The sequence below is a fragment of the Pseudomonas sp. 20P_3.2_Bac5 genome (genome assembly GCF_025466035.1).
In the GTDB taxonomy this organism is placed as follows: domain Bacteria; phylum Pseudomonadota; class Gammaproteobacteria; order Pseudomonadales; family Pseudomonadaceae; genus Aquipseudomonas.
The window spans coordinates 19,190-37,035 of sequence record NZ_JANLOA010000029.1; the positions used below are offsets into that span (position 1 = coordinate 19,190).

General features: G+C 64.7%; 17 protein-coding genes. 11 read left to right on the forward strand and 6 right to left on the reverse strand.

The features are described 5' to 3' along the window. Positions 1-6 precede the first annotated feature (6 nt). From bioF to NTD88_RS05175, 8 genes are all read left to right on the forward strand, one after another. The gene (gene bioF / locus NTD88_RS05140) at positions 7-1,179 is read left to right on the forward strand and encodes an 8-amino-7-oxononanoate synthase (protein WP_262153405.1); all 1,173 of its coding nucleotides are present in this window, start codon (positions 7-9) and stop codon (positions 1,177-1,179) included. Beyond that, complete coding sequence (locus NTD88_RS05145) at positions 1,172-1,903, forward strand: alpha/beta fold hydrolase (RefSeq protein ID WP_095156190.1); 732 nt, start codon at positions 1,172-1,174, stop codon at positions 1,901-1,903. The genes bioF and NTD88_RS05145 overlap by 8 nt, the downstream gene beginning before the upstream one ends. Further along, a complete protein-coding gene (bioC, locus tag NTD88_RS05150; RefSeq protein ID WP_262153404.1) occupies positions 1,896-2,720 on the forward strand; it encodes a malonyl-ACP O-methyltransferase BioC in 825 nt (274 codons plus the stop codon). The genes NTD88_RS05145 and bioC overlap by 8 nt, the downstream gene beginning before the upstream one ends. Before the next feature lies 1 nt (position 2,721). Then, on the forward strand, positions 2,722-3,402 hold the full coding sequence (gene bioD / locus NTD88_RS05155) for a dethiobiotin synthase (protein WP_262153403.1): 681 nt from the start codon (positions 2,722-2,724) through the stop codon (positions 3,400-3,402). A gap of 148 nt (positions 3,403-3,550) precedes the next feature. Further along, entirely contained in the window at positions 3,551-3,847 is a 297-nt protein-coding gene (locus NTD88_RS05160) for a pyrroloquinoline quinone biosynthesis protein PqqE (protein ID WP_262153402.1), read from the forward strand. A gap of 274 nt (positions 3,848-4,121) precedes the next feature. Then, a complete protein-coding gene (locus NTD88_RS05165) occupies positions 4,122-5,927 on the forward strand; it encodes a phenylacyl-CoA dehydrogenase (protein ID WP_095156186.1) in 1,806 nt (601 codons plus the stop codon). Between the two features lie 228 nt (positions 5,928-6,155). Then, positions 6,156-7,439, forward strand: a complete 1,284-nt coding sequence (locus NTD88_RS05170) for a GGDEF domain-containing protein (protein ID WP_262153401.1) — start codon at positions 6,156-6,158, stop codon at positions 7,437-7,439. A 130-nt stretch (positions 7,440-7,569) separates the two neighbouring features. Then, on the forward strand, positions 7,570-9,348 hold the full coding sequence (locus tag NTD88_RS05175; RefSeq protein ID WP_262153400.1) for an acyl-CoA dehydrogenase C-terminal domain-containing protein: 1,779 nt from the start codon (positions 7,570-7,572) through the stop codon (positions 9,346-9,348). Between the two features lie 228 nt (positions 9,349-9,576). On the opposite strand, the gene NTD88_RS05180 is transcribed toward NTD88_RS05175, so the two are convergent. Next, positions 9,577-10,497 (reverse strand): LysR family transcriptional regulator, encoded by a 921-nt coding sequence (locus NTD88_RS05180; protein WP_095156183.1) that lies wholly within the window; start codon positions 10,495-10,497, stop codon positions 9,577-9,579. Positions 10,498-10,600: 103 nt separating this feature from the next. On the opposite strand from NTD88_RS05180, the gene NTD88_RS05185 reads away from it, so the two are divergent. The 3 genes from NTD88_RS05185 (at position 10,601) to NTD88_RS05195 (ending at position 12,905) form a co-directional block, all read left to right on the forward strand. Next, positions 10,601-11,299: an MOSC domain-containing protein gene (locus tag NTD88_RS05185; RefSeq protein ID WP_262153399.1), complete on the forward strand. Its 699-nt coding sequence runs from the start codon at positions 10,601-10,603 to the stop codon at positions 11,297-11,299. Beyond that, positions 11,296-12,576, forward strand: coding sequence for an aspartate aminotransferase family protein (locus NTD88_RS05190; protein ID WP_262153398.1), 1,281 nt, complete (start codon positions 11,296-11,298; stop codon positions 12,574-12,576). Before NTD88_RS05185 ends, NTD88_RS05190 begins: the two co-directional genes overlap by 4 nt. 170 nt (positions 12,577-12,746) lie before the next feature. Continuing rightward, a complete protein-coding gene (locus NTD88_RS05195) occupies positions 12,747-12,905 on the forward strand; it encodes a YqaE/Pmp3 family membrane protein (protein ID WP_003177654.1) in 159 nt (52 codons plus the stop codon). A 39-nt stretch (positions 12,906-12,944) separates the two neighbouring features. Here the strand turns inward: NTD88_RS05195 and NTD88_RS05200 are convergent, their stop codons facing one another. Genes NTD88_RS05200 through pqqB form a run of 5 tightly spaced genes read right to left on the reverse strand, consistent with a single transcriptional unit; the run spans position 12,945 to position 17,816 of the window. Next, positions 12,945-14,765: an alpha/beta hydrolase family protein gene (locus tag NTD88_RS05200; protein WP_262153397.1), complete on the reverse strand. Its 1,821-nt coding sequence runs from the start codon at positions 14,763-14,765 to the stop codon at positions 12,945-12,947. Then, on the reverse strand, positions 14,731-15,891 hold the full coding sequence (gene pqqE, locus NTD88_RS05205) for a pyrroloquinoline quinone biosynthesis protein PqqE (protein WP_410017252.1): 1,161 nt from the start codon (positions 15,889-15,891) through the stop codon (positions 14,731-14,733). The genes NTD88_RS05200 and pqqE overlap by 35 nt, the downstream gene beginning before the upstream one ends. Beyond that, on the reverse strand, positions 15,863-16,138 hold the full coding sequence (pqqD, locus tag NTD88_RS05210; RefSeq protein ID WP_095156178.1) for a pyrroloquinoline quinone biosynthesis peptide chaperone PqqD: 276 nt from the start codon (positions 16,136-16,138) through the stop codon (positions 15,863-15,865). The genes pqqE and pqqD overlap by 29 nt, the downstream gene beginning before the upstream one ends. After that, positions 16,135-16,890, reverse strand: coding sequence for a pyrroloquinoline-quinone synthase PqqC (pqqC, locus tag NTD88_RS05215; RefSeq protein ID WP_095156177.1), 756 nt, complete (start codon positions 16,888-16,890; stop codon positions 16,135-16,137). Before pqqC ends, pqqD begins: the two co-directional genes overlap by 4 nt. Positions 16,891-16,904: 14 nt before the next feature. Beyond that, positions 16,905-17,816 carry a pyrroloquinoline quinone biosynthesis protein PqqB gene (pqqB, locus tag NTD88_RS05220; RefSeq protein WP_095156176.1) on the reverse strand — a complete coding sequence of 304 codons (912 nt, stop codon included), beginning with the start codon at positions 17,814-17,816 and terminating at the stop codon, positions 16,905-16,907. Positions 17,817-17,846: the final 30 nt, after the last annotated feature.

The window sequence follows — 17,846 nt, forward strand, 5'->3', positions numbered from 1 at the left end:
GCAGCCATGAGCTTCGATCTCCGTGCGCGCCTCGAACAGCGGCGCGCCGCTGACCTGTATCGTCAGCGCCCGCTGCTGCAAAGCCCGCAGGGGCCGCAGGTGGTGGTGGATGGCCAGCCGCTGCTGGCCTTCTGCAGCAATGACTACCTCGGCCTGGCCAACCACCCCGACGTTATCGCCGCCTGGCGTGCCGGCGCCGAGCGCTGGGGCGTGGGCGGTGGCGCCTCGCACTTGGTGGTCGGTCACAGCACGCCGCACCATGAACTGGAAGAGGCCCTGGCCGAGTTCACCGGGCGCCCGCGGGCGCTGCTGTTCACCACCGGCTACATGGCCAACCTCGGCGCGATCACCGCGCTGGTGGGGCAGGGCGATACGGTCCTGCAAGACCGCCTCAACCACGCTTCGCTGCTCGACGCCGGGTTGCTCAGTGGCGCGCGCTTCAACCGCTATTTGCACAACGACGGCGACAGCCTCGACAACCGCCTCGATAAAGCCGAAGGCAATACCCTGGTGGTCACCGATGGCGTGTTCAGCATGGACGGCGATATCGCCGACCTGCCGGAACTGGTCAACCGCAGCCGTGACAAGGGCGCCTGGTTGATGGTGGACGACGCCCACGGCTTCGGCACCCTGGGTCGCAAGGGCGGCGGGGTGGCCGAGCACTTCGGCCTGAGCCTGGAAGAACTGCCAGTACTGGTCGGCACGCTGGGCAAGGCGTTTGGTACGGCGGGTGCGTTCGTTGCCGGCAGCGAAGAACTGATCGAGTGCCTGATCCAGTTCGCCCGCCCGTACATCTACACCACCAGCCAGCCACCGGCGCTGGCCTGCGCCACGCTGAAAAGCCTCAGCCTGCTGCGCGACGAATACTGGCGGCGCGAACATCTGGCGGCGCTGATCGCCCAGTTCCGCGGCGGCGCCGAGCAGATTGGCCTGCAACTGATGGACAGCTTCACGCCGATCCAGCCGATCCTGATCGGCGATGCCGGACGCGCCATGGCGCTGTCGCGGATGCTGCGCGAGCGCGGCCTTTTGGTGACCGCGATTCGCCCGCCCACCGTGCCCGCCGGCAGCGCCCGCCTGCGCGTGACCCTGACCGCCGCGCACAGCCCGGCCCAGGTGCAGCTATTGTTGAATGCATTGGCCGAGTGCTATCCGCTGTTGGAGCCTGTCGATGCGTAACCATCTGATTCTGCTGCCGGGCTGGGGCCTGGGCAGTGCCGCGCTGGAGCCGCTGGCGGCCAGTCTGCGGGCGCAGGATGCCGGCCTTCGGGTCGAACTGGCGACGTTGCCGGAACGGGTCAGCGATGACCCGAACGTCTGGCTCGACGAGCTTGACCGGCGCTTGCCCAAGGACACTTGGCTGGGCGGCTGGTCGCTGGGCGGGATGCTCGCCGCCGAGTTGGCGGCGCGGCGCGGCGACCGCTGCTGCGGGCTGCTGACCCTGGCCAGCAACCTCAGTTTCGTCGCTCGTCCCGACTGGCCGGACGGCATGGCGGCGGACACCTTCGAGGCGTTTGTCGACGGTTGTCGGGGCCACACCTCCGTCACCCTCAAGCGCTTCAAATCGCTCTGCAGCAAGGGCGCGCAGGAACAGAAAAGTGTTCTGCGCCAATTGGAAGTCGGCGTGCCGGACACCGATCCCGTGCTGCTGGTGAATGGCCTGGAAATCCTCGGCCGACTGGACACCCGCGCGGCCCTGCAAGCCTACGGCGGACCGCAACTGCATCTGTTTGCCGGTGCTGATGAACTGGTGCCGGCCAAGGCCGCCCGGGCCCTCAGTGACTTGTTGCCGGATGTGGAAGTGGGGCTGGTGGAAGAGGCTTCCCACGCCTTCATCCTCGAATACCCGCAAGACCTGGCCGCGGCCATCAAGACCTTCCTGCACGAGAGCGGCGATGACTGATCTATCCCTGCCGGGGTTGCCCGGCGCCTTGCCCGACAAGCGCCAGGTGGCCGCGTCGTTTTCCCGCGCCGCCGCCAGCTACGACAGCGTCGCCGAATTGCAGCGCGCGGTAGGCGGTCACTTGCAAGGGCTGCTGCCGAAGGATCTGCAGCCGCGTTGCTGGATTGATCTGGGCAGCGGCACCGGTCATTTCAGCCGTCAGTTGCAGGTACGTTATCCACAGGGGCTGGGTGTCGCTGTCGATATCGCCGAAGGTATGCTGCGCCATGCCCGCGAGGCGCGTGGCGCGCACTTTCATGTGGCCGGGGATGCCGAGCGGCTGCCGCTGCGGGATAGCTGCGCGGAGCTGATGTTCTCCAGCCTGGCGGTGCAGTGGTGCGCGGACTTTCGCGCCGTGCTGAGCGAGGCGCGGCGCGTGTTGCAGCCGGGTGGCGTGCTGGCCTTCTCCAGCCTGTGCGTTGGCACCCTGCATGAGCTGCGGGCAAGTTGGGAGGCGGTGGATGGGCTGGTGCATGTCAACCGCTTCCGCCGGCTCGAGGATTATCAGCGCCTGTGCGGTGAGAGCGGCCTTGAGGTTCTGGGGCTGCATGCACAACCGCATGTCTTGCACTACCCTGATGTGCGCAGTCTGACCCATGAATTGAAAGCACTCGGCGCGCACAATCTCAACCCCGGTCGACCCACCGGACTGACCGGGCGGGCACGGATGCAGGGGCTGTTGCGGGCTTATGAGCAGTTTCGCCAGCCGCAAGGCCTGCCGGCCACCTATCAGGTGGTATACGGGGTTTTGCACAAGCCGCTGACACAAGGGGAGTGACATGGCCGCGGCCTATTTCATCGCCGGAACCGATACCGATGTCGGCAAGACCACCGTCGCCGCCGGCCTGCTGCATGCGGCGCAACTGGCTGGCCTCAGCACCCTCGGCGCCAAGCCGGTGGCCTCGGGCTGCGAAGTGACGCCCAAGGGCCTGCGCAACGCCGATGCCCTGGCACTGATCGCGCAGAGTTCGATCAAGTTGCCCTACGAACAGATCAATCCCTTCGCCTTCGAGCCGGCCATCGCGCCGCACCTTGCCGCCCGCGAAGCCGGTATCGAGCTCAGCGTGCAGGGTCTGCTCGGCCCGATGCGCGAGATTCTCGCCCGGCAGGCGGATTTCACCCTGATCGAAGGCGCGGGCGGCTGGCGGGTGCCGCTGTCGCATCATGCCAACCTGTCCGACCTGGCGGTGGCGCTGAAGCTGCCGGTTATTTTGGTGGTCGGCGTGCGGCTGGGCTGCATCAACCACGCACTGCTCAGCGCCGAGGCAATTGGCCGCGATGGCCTGCAACTGGCGGGCTGGGTGGCCAACATCATTGATTCGCGCACCTCGCGGCTGGAAGAGAACCTCGCCAGCCTTGCCGAGCGGCTGCCCGCACCCTGTCTGGGACGTGTGCCACGGCTCAAGCCGGCGAGCGCGGAAGCGGTGGCGGAGCATCTGCAAATCGACCTGCTGGACTGACGCGACCGTGCAAGGTCTGTCGGTCGCTAGCGGTTCTCTATTGCAGGGCAGGGTGCCATTAGTGTTTTTGACGGGCCTTTTGCGCCGGCCTCTGCTTCAATAGCCACTGTATTGCCACTCTCGCCTTCAAGCTTTTTGGAGTATTGAAATGGAAATCTCGGGCAGTTCCGCATTTTATGCCGGCCTGGGCGCCATTCAGGCCGGTCAGCACCGCGTCGATCAGGCTGCCAGCCAGATCGCCAACAGCACCGTCGAGCGTGCCGTCACCAGCCAGTCCAGCGACTACCAGGCCGAGCGCCTGCGTTCGGTCGATCGCAGCCAGCAATTGGACCTGGCCACCAACACCGTTGAGCAGGCCCTGGGCAAGCAGCAGGTCGAACTCGGTGTCAAAGTGGCCAAAGCGTCGGACGAAATGCTCGGCACGCTGATCGATACCTACGCCTGAGGCCCGCCGCTTCAGGCTTCATCTTTCCCCGATACCCTTTATTCATCAGCGCCTTGGCAATTGTGCCGGGCGTTCGGCTGCGTGTTTTCTACACTTTCTTGCAGGGTTTCATGCAAACGGAGGATGACAAAAGTGCCACCGGCGGGGTGCTTGACAAGCTTTCGGCGTAAACGTATGTTTCAAACAACTGTTTGACCGAAAGCCGCCAAGAGCTGGTCGGTGTGTCGCGGTCTCTCCCACCCCATCCAGGATTCATCAGCAGAGGTTCATCGCTATGCCTGAATACAAAGCCCCCTTGCGTGATATTCGTTTCGTCCGTGATGAACTGCTCGGCTATGAAGCGCACTATCAGAGCCTGCCGGGTTGCCAGGACGCCACGCCTGACATGGTGGACGCCATCCTCGAGGAAGGCGCCAAGTTCTGTGAACAGGTATTGGCCCCGCTGAACCGCGTTGGTGACCTGGAAGGCTGTACCTGGAGCGAGTCGGGCGTGAAAACCCCTACCGGTTTCAAGGAAGCCTACAAGCAGTTCGTCGAAGGCGGCTGGCCGAGCCTGGCGCATGACGTCGATCACGGCGGCCAGGGCCTGCCCGAGTCGCTGGGCCTGGCGGTCAGCGAAATGGTTGGCGAGTCGAACTGGTCCTGGGGCATGTACCCTGGCCTGTCCCACGGTGCGATGAACACCATCTCCGAGCACGGCACCCCCGAGCAGCAAGAGGCTTACCTGACCAAGCTGGTGTCCGGCGAATGGACCGGCACCATGTGCCTGACCGAGCCGCATTGCGGCACCGACCTGGGCATGCTGCGCACCAAGGCCGAACCTCAGGCCGACGGTTCCTACAAAGTCACCGGCACCAAGATCTTCATTTCCGCTGGTGAACACGACATGGCCGACAACATCGTCCATATCGTCCTGGCCCGCCTGCCCGATGCACCGGCCGGCACCAAAGGCATTTCCCTGTTCATCGTGCCGAAGTTCCTGCCGACTGCCGAAGGCACCGTCGGCGAGCGCAACGCTGTTTCCTGCGGTTCCCTCGAACACAAGATGGGCATCCACGGCAACGCCACCTGCGTGATGAACTTCGACGCCGCCACCGGCTACCTGATTGGCCCAGCCAACAAGGGCCTGAACTGCATGTTCACCTTCATGAACACCGCTCGTCTGGGTACCGCGCTGCAAGGCCTGGCCCACGCTGAAGTGGCCTTCCAGGGTGGCTTGAAATACGCCCGCGACCGCCTGCAAATGCGCTCGCTGACCGGTCCGAAAGCACCGGAAAAAGCGGCTGACCCGATCATCGTCCACCCGGACGTGCGCCGCATGCTGCTGACCATGAAGGCCTTCGCCGAAGGCAACCGCGCCATGGTCTACTTCACTGCCAAGCAAGTGGACATCGTCAAGTACAGCCAGGACGAAGAAGAGAAGAAGAAAGCCGACGCACTGCTGGCTTTCATGACGCCGATCGCCAAGGCCTTCATGACCGAAGTCGGCTTCGAAGCCGCCAACCACGGCGTGCAGATCTACGGCGGCCACGGCTTCATCGCCGAGTGGGGCATGGAGCAGAACGTTCGCGACAGCCGTATCTCGATGCTGTACGAAGGCACCACCGGCATCCAGGCCCTGGACCTGCTGGGCCGTAAAGTCCTGATGACCCAGGGCGAAGCGCTGAAGGGCTTCACCAAGATCGTCCACAAGTTCTGCCAGAACCAGGAAGGCAACGAAGCCACCAAGGAATTCGTCGAGCCACTGGCCGCGCTGAACAAAGAGTGGGGCGAACTGACCATGAAGGTCGGCATGGCCGCCATGAAGGACCGCGAAGAAGTCGGCGCCGCTTCGGTGGACTACCTGATGTACTCCGGCTACGCCTGCCTGGCCTACTTCTGGGCTGACATCGCCCGCCTGGCGGCCGAGAAACTGGCTGCCGGCACCAGCGAAGAAGCTTTCTACACCGCCAAGCTGCAGACCGCGCGCTTCTACTTCCAGCGCATCCTGCCGCGTACCCGCACTCACGTTGCCACCATGCTGTCCGGTGCGAACAACCTGATGGCGATGGACGAAGCGAACTTCGGCCTGTCTTACTGATTGCTCTGCTGTACCGAAAAACGCCTGCCCTAACCGGCAGGCGTTTTTTTTTGTCTGCTGAAATCCTGTCGCCGGCGATGAGGCCGGTTTGATCCAACAGATGAGGTTCAAGCTTCAGGCTATTGCTGCCGTTAAAGAAATTGACGTCAAAAATTTATCTATTCATGTGCATTGCCGATACAGTAGAGGCACAATGACATTATCGATCTGCTGGATCGGAGAGTTCTCTTGTTCCGTTTTTCCGCTGTAAAAGTCAGTCACTTCCTTCCCGGCGCCTGCTTGCTGCTGTCCGGGCTCGCGGCCGCCTATGTGCGGGACTTGTCGGTGTTCTTCACGTCGCTGTTCAACGTGCTGCCGACCCTGGTGCTGCTGCTCGGCGGCGCCTACTGCGCGGTGTATCGGCGTCAGCGCGAGCTGTTCCTGATGATCACCGTGTACATCGCCTACTACCTGCTCGACACCCAGACTGATTTCTATCGTGACAACGGCCGGGTCCGCGAAGATGCGGCGGTGGTGTTCCACCTCGTGTGCCTGCTGTTGCCGATCCTGTTCGCGCTGTTCGGCGCCTGGCAGGAACGCACCCACCTGTTCCAGGACATGGTGGCGCGCTTCGCCGTGCTGCTGGCGGTGGGCAGCGTGGCGCTGGGCCTGGAGCAGAGTTACCCACAGGCGCTGCTGGGCTGGCTGGCGGAGATCCGCTGGCCGGCGCTGCACGGCAAGTGGATGAGCCTGATCCAGTTGTCCTACCCGGTGTTTTTCCTCGCCTTCGTCGTGCTGGTGGTGCAGTACCTGCGCGAGCCGCGGCCCTTGCACGCGGCGCAGATCATCGGCCTGATCGGCGTTTTCTGGATGTTGCCGCAGACGTTCATCCTGCCGTTCACCCTGAACATCATGTGCAGCCAGGTGATGCTGATGATCGCCGCCGCGGTGTCCCACGAGGCATACCAGATGGCCTTCCGCGACGAACTTACCGGCCTGCCCGGTCGTCGCGCGCTGAACGAGCGCATGCAGCGTCTGGGGCGCAATTACGTGCTGGCGATGACCGACGTCGACCACTTCAAGAAATTCAACGACACCCATGGCCACGATGTCGGTGACCAGGTGCTGCGCCTGGTGGCGAGCAAGCTGTCCAAGGTGACCGGCGGCGGCCGTGCCTATCGCTACGGCGGTGAGGAGTTCGCCCTGGTGTTCGCCGGCAAGACCATCGAGGAATGCATGCCGCACCTGGAAGCGGTGCGCGAGATGATCGCCAACTACGCCATCCAGTTGCGCAATCAGGACAACCGCCCGCAGGACGACCAGCAAGGTCGCCAGCGCCGCGGCACGGCGGGCGCCAGCAGCGTTTCGGTGACCGTCAGTATCGGCGCCTGCGAACGCCAGCCCGAGCACCGCGGCCCGGACGAAGTGCTCAAGTCCGCGGACCAGGCGCTCTACAGCGCCAAAGGCGCGGGGCGCAACTGTGTGATGGCCCATGGGCAAAAAGATCGGCGTGGAGCGATGCGCGTGGCGTGACCGTAACTGACTGTTCGGTCTCTTGATGACCCTATGTGTCGCAAAAGTTGTTGGGTTAGACTTTGGACCTTGGTTCTTAGTACCGGTCCTACAATGGGATCGCCCACGACTCACGGTTTGAGAGGTTGCCATGGCTGACTATAAAGCGCCGCTGCGCGATATGCGCTTCGTCCTCAATGAGGTCTTCGAAGTCTCGAAGTTGTGGGCCGATCTGCCCGCGCTGGCCGAGACGGTGGACGAAGACACCGCCATGGCGGTGCTGGAAGAAGCCGGCAAGGTCACCGGCAAGAGCATCGCGCCGCTGAGCCGCGCCGCCGACGAAGAAGGCTGCCACTGGGACAACGGCGCAGTACGCACCCCGGCCGGGTTCATCGAGGCCTACCGCACCTACGCCGAAGGCGGCTGGGTCGGCGTTGGCGGTGACCCGGTGTACGGCGGCATGGGCATGCCCAAGGTGGTCTCGGCCCAGGTCGAGGAAATGGTCAACTCCTCCAGCCTGTCCTTCGGCCTGTACCCGATGTTGACCGCCGGCGCCTGCCTGTCGATCAACGCCCACGCCAGCGAGGAGTTGAAGGAACAATACCTGCCGAACATGTACGCCGGCGTCTGGGCCGGGTCCATGTGCCTGACCGAGCCGCATGCCGGCACCGACCTCGGCATCATCCGCACCCGCGCCGAACCGCAGGCCGACGGCAGCTACAAGGTCAGCGGCACCAAGATCTTCATCACCGGCGGCGAACACGACCTCACCGAGAACATCATCCACCTGGTGCTGGCCAAGCTGCCGGACGCACCGGCGGGCCCCAAGGGCATCTCGCTGTTCCTGGTGCCGAAATTCCTGGTCAATGCCGATGGCAGCCTGGGTGCGCGCAACCCGGCCACCTGCGGTTCGATCGAACACAAGATGGGCATCCAGGCCTCGGCCACCTGCGTGATGAACTTCGACGAAGCGGTCGGCTATCTGGTCGGCGAGCCGAACAAGGGCCTGGCGGCCATGTTCACCATGATGAACTACGAGCGTCTGGGCGTCGGTATCCAGGGCCTGGCTTCGGCCGAGCGCTCGTACCAGAACGCCGTCGAGTACGCCCGTGACCGTCTGCAGAGCCGCGCGCCAACTGGCCCGCAGGCCAAGGACAAGGTTGCCGACCCGATCATCGTCCACCCGGACGTGCGTCGCATGCTGCTGACCATGAAAGCCCTGAACGAAGGCGGCCGGGCGTTCTCCACCTACGTTGCTATGCAACTCGACACCGCCAAGTTCAGCGAGGAGGCGACCGCCCGCAAGCGCGCCGAGGACCTGGTCGCGCTGCTGACGCCGGTGGCCAAGGCCTTCCTCACCGACCTCGGTCTGGAAACCGCGGTCCATGGCCAGCAGGTGTTCGGCGGCCACGGTTACATCCGCGAATGGGGTCAGGAGCAACTGGTGCGTGATGTGCGCATCACCCAGATCTACGAAGGCACCAACGGCATTCAGGCACTTGACCTGGTGGGCCGCAAGATCGTCGGCAGCGGCGGCGCGTTCTACACGCTGTTCGCCGACGAGATTCGCCATTTCACCGCCACGGCGGGCAGCGAGCTGGCCGAGTTCACCGCGCCGCTCAACGCCGCCTTGAATGACCTCGACGAACTGACCGCCTGGGTACTGGATCGCGCCAAGGGCAACCCCAACGAGATCGGCGCCGCTTCGGTGGAATACCTGCACGCCTTTGGCTACACGGCCTACGCCTACATGTGGGCATTGATGGCGCGCACCGCGCTGGCCAAGCAGGGTGACGACACCTTCTACGCCAGCAAGCTGGGCACCGCGCGCTTCTACTTCGCCCGTCTGCTACCGCGTTTGCAGTCGCTGTGCGCCTCGGTCAAGGCAGGCAGCGAGTCGCTGTACCTGCTCGACGCCGAGCAGTTCTGACGTAAATGCGCCATGTAAGCATTTACTTACATGGCGTGGTGGTCTTTGGCGTCTTCCGGAATATTGGATCCACAGTTAATCTTTCTCACATGGACGTCGCGCAGGACGCGCAATGAACAACCAGGGATGAACGAAGGATTCTCGCCAGGATGGTGGGGCGAAAGGGAAGTCAAAAGGGAAACAGTCTGTAAAACCCCGCTTCGGCGGGGTTTTCTTTTGCCTGCGTTTTTATCCCAGTACATCCAGCGGCGACACGCCCATCTGCCGCGGATCAATCTCCTCTTCCAGCAATGTGCGCAGCAGCTCGACCGACGCCTGCTGACGCTGAGCATCGCGGAACACCAGCCCGACCTTCAGCGGCACCCGTGGCTCGCTCAACGGCTTCCAGAGTAGTTCCGGATCTTCCGACCCTTCCTGCGCCCGCCCCGGCAATACTGTCGCCAGCGAAGTGTGCGCCAGGCTGTCGAGTATCCCGCCCATATTGTTCATTTCCGCCTGCACCTGCGGGCGCCGGCCCAGGTTGGCCAGTTGCCCCTGCCAGATCTGCCGCACCTGGAATTCCTCGCCGAGCAGGATCATCGGCAGTTCGGCGGCCTGTTTCAGCGAGACCTTCTTGAACTCGCGCAGCGGGTGCGTGTGCGGAATCACGACTTGTAACTCGTCTTCGTACAGCAGCAACCCGTGCAGCCCCGCCTGGCGCGGCGGCAGGTAGCTGATGCCGATGTCCAGCGTGCCGTTGAGCAGACGCCGTTCGATCTCCATCCCCGACAGTTCGTAGATCTGCACCACCAGGTGCGGCTGGGCCTTGCGCACCCGGTCAAGCAACTGCGGCACCAGGCTCGGCCGTACCGTTTGCAGCACGCCGATGGCCAGGGTACGCAGGGCCTGGCCCTTGAAGTTGCGCAGTGCTTCGCGGGCCCGCTGCAGACCGTCGAGCAGGGGCACGGCGTGGTTGTAGAGGGTGTGCGCGGCCAGGGTCGGCAGCAGGCGCTTGTTGCCGCGCTCGAACAGGCTGACATCGAGGCTGTGCTCGAGCTGGCGGATCTGTTGCGACAGCGCGGGCTGCGACAGCGACAGGCGCTCGGCGGCGCGGCCGACATGGCCTTCTTCATACACCGCGACGAAATAACGCAGTTGGCGAAAATCCATAACTTCTACTTATCGAAAAAGCTCGAAAAACGAAATGGCCGCGACGGCCCGAGACGCCTAGTCTATGCCCGTATTCACAAGGTTTACAGGGCCAGAAGGCGCGATGAACACCGTATATGTGGATGGCGTTTACATAGGCAAGGCAAAGAATCTCGGTCACGGTTTGATGACCGATATCGATAAGGAAGAGGTTGCGCGGCGGCTTTGGTTATGGCCGCAGGGGCTGGGAAGCGATGAACACGGCGACCCACGTTTCCATACCGGCCCGGAACGGGCCCTGCACCACTATCCGGCCGAGCACTACGCCTGGTGGCGGAAACGTTATCCACAGATCGACTGGCGGGCACCGGCGTTTGGCGAAAACCTCTCGACCCACGGCGTCACCGAAGAACAGGTGTGCCTGGGCGACCTGTTCCGCTGGGGCGGGGCGTTGCTGCAGATCAGCCAGCCGCGTTCGCCCTGCTACCGCCTGAGCCACCGCTGGGGACTGTCGGAGCTGCCGCAACAGGCGCAAGACAGTGGCCGCTGCGGCTGGTTCTACCGGGTGCTCAAGCCCGGCTTCGTCAGCGCCGACGAGCCGTTTGAACTGATACAGCGCAGTTATCCCGGCCTCACCGTGGCTTGGGCGCTGCACACTTTTTACCGTGAACCTCTGGAGCATGCGGGTTTGAAGAAGCTGGTGGATTGTCCGGCCCTGTCGTCACGCTGGCGCGATATCGCGATCAAGCGCCTGCGCAGCGGTACGGTCGAAGACTGGAGCGCACGCTTGCTCGGCCTGCCACAGGAAGGACTGCGCGCATGAACCTGTTCAACCTGCGGCGCCAGTCGGCACGCGCCGTCGAAGTGGCGCCGGCTCCGGCGCTGGCCGACCCGGTCGACCCGCTTTCCCGCGAGCACCTGATGCCGGCTATCGAACGTGCCGCGCAAGTCTTCGTTCGTGGCCAGGGCTCCTGGCTGTGGGACAGCGAAGGCCGGGCCTACCTCGACTTCACCCAGGGCAATGCGGTCAACAGCCTCGGCCACAGCCCCAAGGCACTGGTCCAGGCCCTGAGCGGTCAGGCCCAGGCGCTGATCCATTCCGGCGCGGGGTTTCACAACCGCGGCCAGCTCAAGCTGGTCAACCTGCTGTGCCAGAGCACCGACAGCGACCAGGCCTATCTGCTCAACAGCGGCGCCGAAGCCTGTGAAGGGGCGATCAAGCTGGCGCGCAAATGGGGTCAGCTTCATCGCAACGGCGCTTACCACATCATCACCGCCAGCCAGGCGACCCATGGCCGTAGCCTCGGGGCGCTGGCCGCTTCCGACCCGCTGCCGTGCAACCGCTGCGAGCCGGGCCTGCCGGGTTTCAGCAAAGTGCCGTTCAACGACCTGCCGGCGCTGCATGCGGCAGTGGACTCGCGCACCGTGGCGATCATGCTGGAGCCGATTCAGGGCGAGGCCGGTGTGATCCCGGCGACCCAGCACTACCTCAAGGGTGTGGAGCGGCTGTGCCGCGAGCTGGGCATTTTGCTGATCCTCGATGAAGTGCAGACCGGCGTGGGCCGCTGCGGTGCGCTGCTCGCGGAAGAAACCTACGGCGTGCGCGCCGACATTCTGACCCTCGGCAAGGGCCTCGGCGGCGGCGTACCGATCGCCGCGCTGCTGGCCCGCGGCACCGCTTGTTGCGCCGAGGCCGGTGAGCTGGAAGGCAGCCACCACGGCAACGCGCTGATGAGCGCGGCAGGTCTGGCGGTGCTGGAAACGGTGCTGGACAGCGGTTTCCTGAGTCAGGTGCAAGACGCCGGGCGTCACCTGCGTGACGGTTTGAGCCGTCTGGCCGGGCGTTACGGCCAGGGCGAAGTCCGTGGCCAAGGCCTGTTGTGGGGGCTGGAACTGAACGAGCCGCTGGCGGCCGAGGTGGTCAAGGCGGCGTTGCAGGAAGGCCTGCTGCTCAATGCGCCGCAGCCGAATGTGCTGCGCTTCTCGCCGGCGCTGACCGTCAGCCACGGCAATATCGACGAAATGCTGCTGCGTCTGGCCCGGGCCTTCTCCCGTGTCCACACCGCACAACTGAGCCGGCGCCGCGAGGCCAACGCCTGACCCGGACTCAGTCACGAATCAAACGAACCGTCTCGCGTTCCTGCGCGTCGCCCCGGACCTGTTGTTTTTGGTCTGGGGCGTTTTTTTTCGGCAATGGCGACTGGCTATGCTGTGGGAACCACGGCGCAGAGGCCGGGGTCAGAACAGGACATCATTCGAGGAGATGTTTCATGGACTTCATCCGCATCATCATCGCCATCCTCCTGCCACCGTTGGGGGTGTTTCTGCAGGTGGGGTTTGGCGGCGCATTCTGGCTGAACATCTTGCTGACGCTGCTGGGGTACATTCCGGGGATCGTGCATGCGGTGTATATCATCGCCAAGCGCTGAGCTTTTGAGCCTCATCGCCGCATCGCAGCGATGAGGCCATCAACCCGCGCCTAAAACCTTGCAGTAAAACCGCCACTCTTCCTCCAACGCATGCGCCAGGTTCGCTGCCGTCCTGAACCCATGCCGCTCGGTCGGATAGAAATGTCCCACCGCCTCGATCCCATTGGCCTTCAGCGCCGCCAACATCGAGCGGGTCTGTTCCGGCACTACCACCGCATCCAGTTCGCCCTGGAAGAAAATCACCGGCACCTTGATGTTCCCCGCGTGCAGTAACGGCGTGCGGGCGTGGTAGCGCTCGGCATCACGGTGCGGGTCGCCGATCAGCCAATCCAGATAATCCCCTTCGAACTTGTGCGTGGCCCGGGCCAGTGCAACGGGATCGCTGACGCCATACAAGCTGGCGCCGGCGCGGAATACGTCGTGGAAGGCGAGGGCGCACAGGGTGGTGTAGCCGCCCGCGCTGCCACCACGGATAAACGCCTGGGCCGCATCGACCAAGCCTTCAGCCGCCAGGTGCGCGACTGCCGCGCAGGCGTCTTGCACATCCACCTCGCCCCAGCGCAGGTGCAGCGCCTGTCGGTAGGCGCGGCCATAGCCGCTGCTGCCGCGGTAATTGAGGTCGGCCACGGCGAACCCGCGCTGCGCCCAGTACTGGATGCGCGGGTCGAGCACCGGATAACAGGCCGAGGTCGGCCCGCCATGGATGAACACGATCAGCGGCGTCGGGCCGCTGCCGTTCATGGCCGGGTAGAAGAAACCGTGAGCCTCGCCGTCGCCGCTCGGGTAGCTGAAGCCGCGCGGGCGGCTGATGCCGTCGGCGGGCAGCGGCAGCACGCCGCCCGCCAGCACCTGGACCGCATGGCTACGGCGGTCGATGGCGATTACCGCGGGCGGGCTGACCGGTGAGGCGGCGATGGCGTAGATCGACGTGTCGTCCAGATCGAGGCTGCGGAAGCGGCTGTAGTCGCCGCTGAAGTCGTCCAGTTCACCGTTCGCCGTGCGCAGGCCGAGGCGGGCGAAACCGCTTTCGAACCAGCTCGCCAGATAGCCATCGCCCACCGGCAGCCAGGTGCTGGCGCCCAGTTGCCATGGCGCGCCGGCATGGTCGGCGCTGGCGGCGGGCAGCGGCTGCCACTGGCCGTCGATTTCGCCCCAGGGTTGCCAGTAGCCGTTGCGGTCGGACAGGCAGTAAAGCCGGCCGTCGCGGTCGAAACGCGGTTGTTGCAGTGACTGCGGGCTGGCGTCGCCGGCGACGCAGCGCGGCGCTTGCTGCCCGTCACGAACATAGAGCCGGGTCGCGGTCCAGGGCTGGTCGGGCCGGCTCCATTCGATCCAGGCCAGGCGTTGGCCGTCATCGCTCAAGGTCGGCGCGGCGTAGAAGTCCGCGCCTTCGGCCAGTACCTCGCGATCACCGTCGGCGGCAATGGCGACCAGCCGGTGTTCCACTTGTTCGGGGGCGTGGGTTTCTTCCACCGCCAGCAGCCGGCCGGCGGCCCAGAGCAGGTCGCCATAGCGGCGCTGGCCTTGGGTCAGGGCTTGCGGCGGTGTGTCGTCGAGGGCTTGGCGGTAGAGCTGCTGATCGCTTTCATTGACGAACACCAGCCCGTCGTCGCTCAGGCAGAACGAGCCGCCGCCGTATTCGTAAACCCGGCTGCGCACGCTGAAACCGACCGGGGTCAGGCAGCGGGCCAGGCCGTCGCGCCAGTGCCAGATCCGGCAGGCGCCGTCGAGTGGGCGGAATTCGTTCCAGAACAGGCCGTGGGCACCGACCTTCAGTTCGGCGAAGTCGGTGCCGGCGGCGACGGCCTGCTCGGCGCTGAAGCGCTCAGCCGCGCGCGATGAGTCGGGAGTTTCGGTCATTGCGGAAGGTCATCTGGTCGATGGTCAGGCTGGCGGTCTCGGCCTCCTCCCGCGCCGCGAGAATCATGCCGTGGTCCTCCGATTTGGCACACACCGGATCAGCCTTGCTGGCGTCGCCGGTGAGCATGAACGCCTGGCAGCGGCAGCCGCCGAAATCACGTTCTTTCTCATCGCACGAGCGGCACGGCTCAGGCATCCAGTCATAACCACGATAGCGGTTGAAACCAAAGGAGTCGTACCAGATGTGCTGCATGCTGTGCTCGCGCACGTTGGGAAACTGCACCGGCAGTTGCCGCGCGCCGTGGCAGGGCAGGGCCGTGCCGTCCGGGGTGACGGTGAGGAACACGCTGCCCCAGCCGTTCATGCAGGCCTTGGGGCGTTCTTCGTAGTAGTCCGGGGTGACGAAGATCAGCTTGCACGGGTTGCCTTCGGCCTTGAGCCGGTCGCGGTATTCGTTGGTGATGCGCTCGGCGCGTTCCAGTTGTGCGCGGGTCGGCAGCAGGCCGACGCGGTTCAGGTGTGCCCAGCCGTAGAACTGACAGGTGGCAAGCTCGACGAAGTCGGCTTCGAGGGCGATGCACAGCTCGATGATGCGGTCGATGCGGTCGATGTTGTGCCGGTGGGTGACGAAGTTCAGCACCATCGGATAGCCCTGGGCTTTCACCGCCCGGGCCATTTCCAGCTTCTGCGCGAAGGCTTTCTTGGAGCCGGCGAGCAGGTTGTTCACCTGTTCGTCGCTGGCCTGGAAGCTGATCTGGATGTGATCGAGCCCCGCCTTCTTGAAGGTGGCGATCTTCTCCTCGGTCAGGCCGATGCCGGAGGTGATCAGGTTGGTGTAGTAGCCCAGTCGCCGGCCTTCGCCGATCAGCTCGGCGAGGTCCTGGCGCACCAGCGGCTCACCGCCGGAAAAGCCCAGTTGCGCCGCGCCCATTTCCCGCGCCTCGGCCATCACCTTGAACCACTGTTCGGTGGTCAGTTCCTGGCCCTGGGCGGCGAAATCCAGCGGGTTGGAGCAGTACGGGCATTGCAGCGGGCAGCGGTAGGTCAGCTCGGCCAGCAGCCACAACGGCAGGCCGACCTCGGGTTTGCCGGGTTGCTCACTCAAGGGTGATCCAGTGTTCGGCACGGGCCACCTCCATGAATTGCTCGATGTCTTCGGGAAGTTCGGGCACGCCGGGGAATTTCTCGTCGAGCAGGGCGATGATCGCGTTCACGTCGCGCTCGCCGTCGATCAGCTCGCCGATCAGCGCCGCGCTCTCGTTGAGCTTGATCATGCCCTCGGGATACAGCAGCACGTGGGCTTTCTGCGCCGGCTCGTACTGGAAGCGGTAGCCGGGACGCCAGCGCGGCGTCAGGTATCGGTCGAGGCTCATAGGGCAATCCCCCGGTGCCAGACCCGCGCGTCGGTGACGCTGTGATAGGGCGGGCGGTTGAGTTCGTAGGCCATGCTCATGGCGTCGAGCATGCTCCAGAGAATATCCAGCTTGAACTGGAGAATTTCCAGCATGCGCTGCTGGCCTTCTACCGTCGTGTAGTGCTGCAGGGTGATGGTCAGGCCGTGCTCGACGTCACGCCGCGCCTGGCTCAGGCGGTTGCGGAAGTAGGTGTAGCCGGTCGGGTCGATCCACGGGTAATGCTGCGGCCAGGTGTCCAGGCGCGATTGGTGGATCTGCGGCGCGAACAGTTCGGTCAGCGAGCTGCTGGCCGCTTCCTGCCAGCAGGCGCGGCGGGCGAAGTTGACGTAGGCGTCCACGGCGAAACGCACGCCGGGCAGCACCAGTTCCTGCGACAGCACTTGCTCGCGGTCCAGCCCCACCGCCTCGGCCAGGCGCAACCAGGCTTCGATGCCGCCGTCTTCGCCGGGTGCGCCATCGTGGTCGAGGATGCGTTGCAGCCATTCGCGGCGCACGTCGCGGTCGGGACAGTTGGCAAGGATCGCCGCGTCTTTCAGCGGAATGTTCACCTGATAGTAGAAGCGGTTGGCGACCCAGCCCTGGATCTGCTCGCGGGTCGCGCGGCCTTCGTACATCGCCACGTGGTAGGGGTGGTGGATGTGGTAGTAGGCGCCCTTGGCGCGCAGTGCCTGCTCGAATTCGGCGGGGGACAGCGGTTTCGCGTCGCTCATTACCTGGCGGCTCCTCAGAGTTCGATGCTCATGCCGTCGAAGGCGACTTCCACGCCACGGCGGTCCAGTTCGGCGCGCTCGGCCGAGTCCTCATCGAGAATTGGGTTGGTGTTGTTGATGTGGATAAGCACCTTGCGCTGCGCGGGGAAGCCTTCCAGCACCTGGAGCATGCCGCCGGCGCCGTTTTGCGGCAGGTGGCCCATTTCGCTGCCGGTGCGTGTGCCGACACCGCGGCGCTGCATTTCGTCGTCGTTCCACAGGGTGCCGTCCACCAGCAGGCAGTCGGCGTCCTGCATGCGTTGCAACAGGCTGTCGTCCACCTTGCCGAGGCCCGGCGCGTAGAACAGTTTGCCGCCGGTGCTCAGGTCTTCGACCATCAGCCCGAGGTTGTCGCCGGGGTGTGGGTCAAAGCGATGCGGCGAGTAGGGCGGTGCGGCGCTGCGCAGCGGGAAAGGGCTGAAACGCAGGTTGGGGCAGGCGTCGATGGTGAAGCTGCCGTCCAGTTCGATGCGGTTCCAGGCCAGGCCGCCGTTCCAGTGCTCGAGCATGTTGAACAGCGGGAAGCCGGTGGTCAGGTCCTGATGGACCATCTCGGTACACCAGACCTGATGCGGGCAGCCCTCGCGCAGGCTGAGCAGGCCGGTGGTGTGGTCGATCTGGCTGTCGAGCAGGATGATCGCGTCGATGCCGCTGTCGCGCACGGCGCGGGCCGGCTGCATCGGGGCGAACGACTGGAGTTGGGCGCGGATATCCGGCGAGGCGTTGCAGAGGATCCAGTGCACGCCGTCGTCGGACAGGGCGATGGACGATTGCGTACGCGCCTTGGCCCGCAGCGTGCCGTCGCGGTAGCCCTTGCAGTTGGGGCAATTGCAGTTCCACTGCGGGAAACCACCGCCGGCGGCGGAACCTAGAATCTGGACGTACATGGCCTACTCCTGCCCCGTCTGAAAATGAAA

Bases quoted from the DNA above. Each gene is read 5' to 3' on its own strand.
- bioF (WP_262153405.1), top strand. From the start codon at position 7: ATGAGCTTCGATCTCCGTGCGCGCCTCGAACAGCGGCGCGCCGCTGAC.
- NTD88_RS05145 (WP_095156190.1), top strand. From the start codon at position 1,172: ATGCGTAACCATCTGATTCTGCTGCCGGGCTGGGGCCTGGGCAGTGCC.
- bioC (WP_262153404.1), top strand. From the start codon at position 1,896: ATGACTGATCTATCCCTGCCGGGGTTGCCCGGCGCCTTGCCCGACAAG.
- bioD (WP_262153403.1), top strand. From the start codon at position 2,722: ATGGCCGCGGCCTATTTCATCGCCGGAACCGATACCGATGTCGGCAAG.
- NTD88_RS05160 (WP_262153402.1), top strand. From the start codon at position 3,551: ATGGAAATCTCGGGCAGTTCCGCATTTTATGCCGGCCTGGGCGCCATT.
- NTD88_RS05165 (WP_095156186.1), top strand. From the start codon at position 4,122: ATGCCTGAATACAAAGCCCCCTTGCGTGATATTCGTTTCGTCCGTGAT.
- NTD88_RS05175 (WP_262153400.1), top strand. From the start codon at position 7,570: ATGGCTGACTATAAAGCGCCGCTGCGCGATATGCGCTTCGTCCTCAAT.
- NTD88_RS05180 (WP_095156183.1), bottom strand. From the start codon at position 10,497: ATGGATTTTCGCCAACTGCGTTATTTCGTCGCGGTGTATGAAGAAGGC.
- NTD88_RS05185 (WP_262153399.1), top strand. From the start codon at position 10,601: ATGAACACCGTATATGTGGATGGCGTTTACATAGGCAAGGCAAAGAAT.
- NTD88_RS05190 (WP_262153398.1), top strand. From the start codon at position 11,296: ATGAACCTGTTCAACCTGCGGCGCCAGTCGGCACGCGCCGTCGAAGTG.
- NTD88_RS05195 (WP_003177654.1), top strand. From the start codon at position 12,747: ATGGACTTCATCCGCATCATCATCGCCATCCTCCTGCCACCGTTGGGG.
- NTD88_RS05200 (WP_262153397.1), bottom strand. From the start codon at position 14,765: ATGACCGAAACTCCCGACTCATCGCGCGCGGCTGAGCGCTTCAGCGCC.
- pqqD (WP_095156178.1), bottom strand. From the start codon at position 16,138: ATGAGCCTCGACCGATACCTGACGCCGCGCTGGCGTCCCGGCTACCGC.
- pqqC (WP_095156177.1), bottom strand. From the start codon at position 16,890: ATGAGCGACGCGAAACCGCTGTCCCCCGCCGAATTCGAGCAGGCACTG.
- pqqB (WP_095156176.1), bottom strand. From the start codon at position 17,816: ATGTACGTCCAGATTCTAGGTTCCGCCGCCGGCGGTGGTTTCCCGCAG.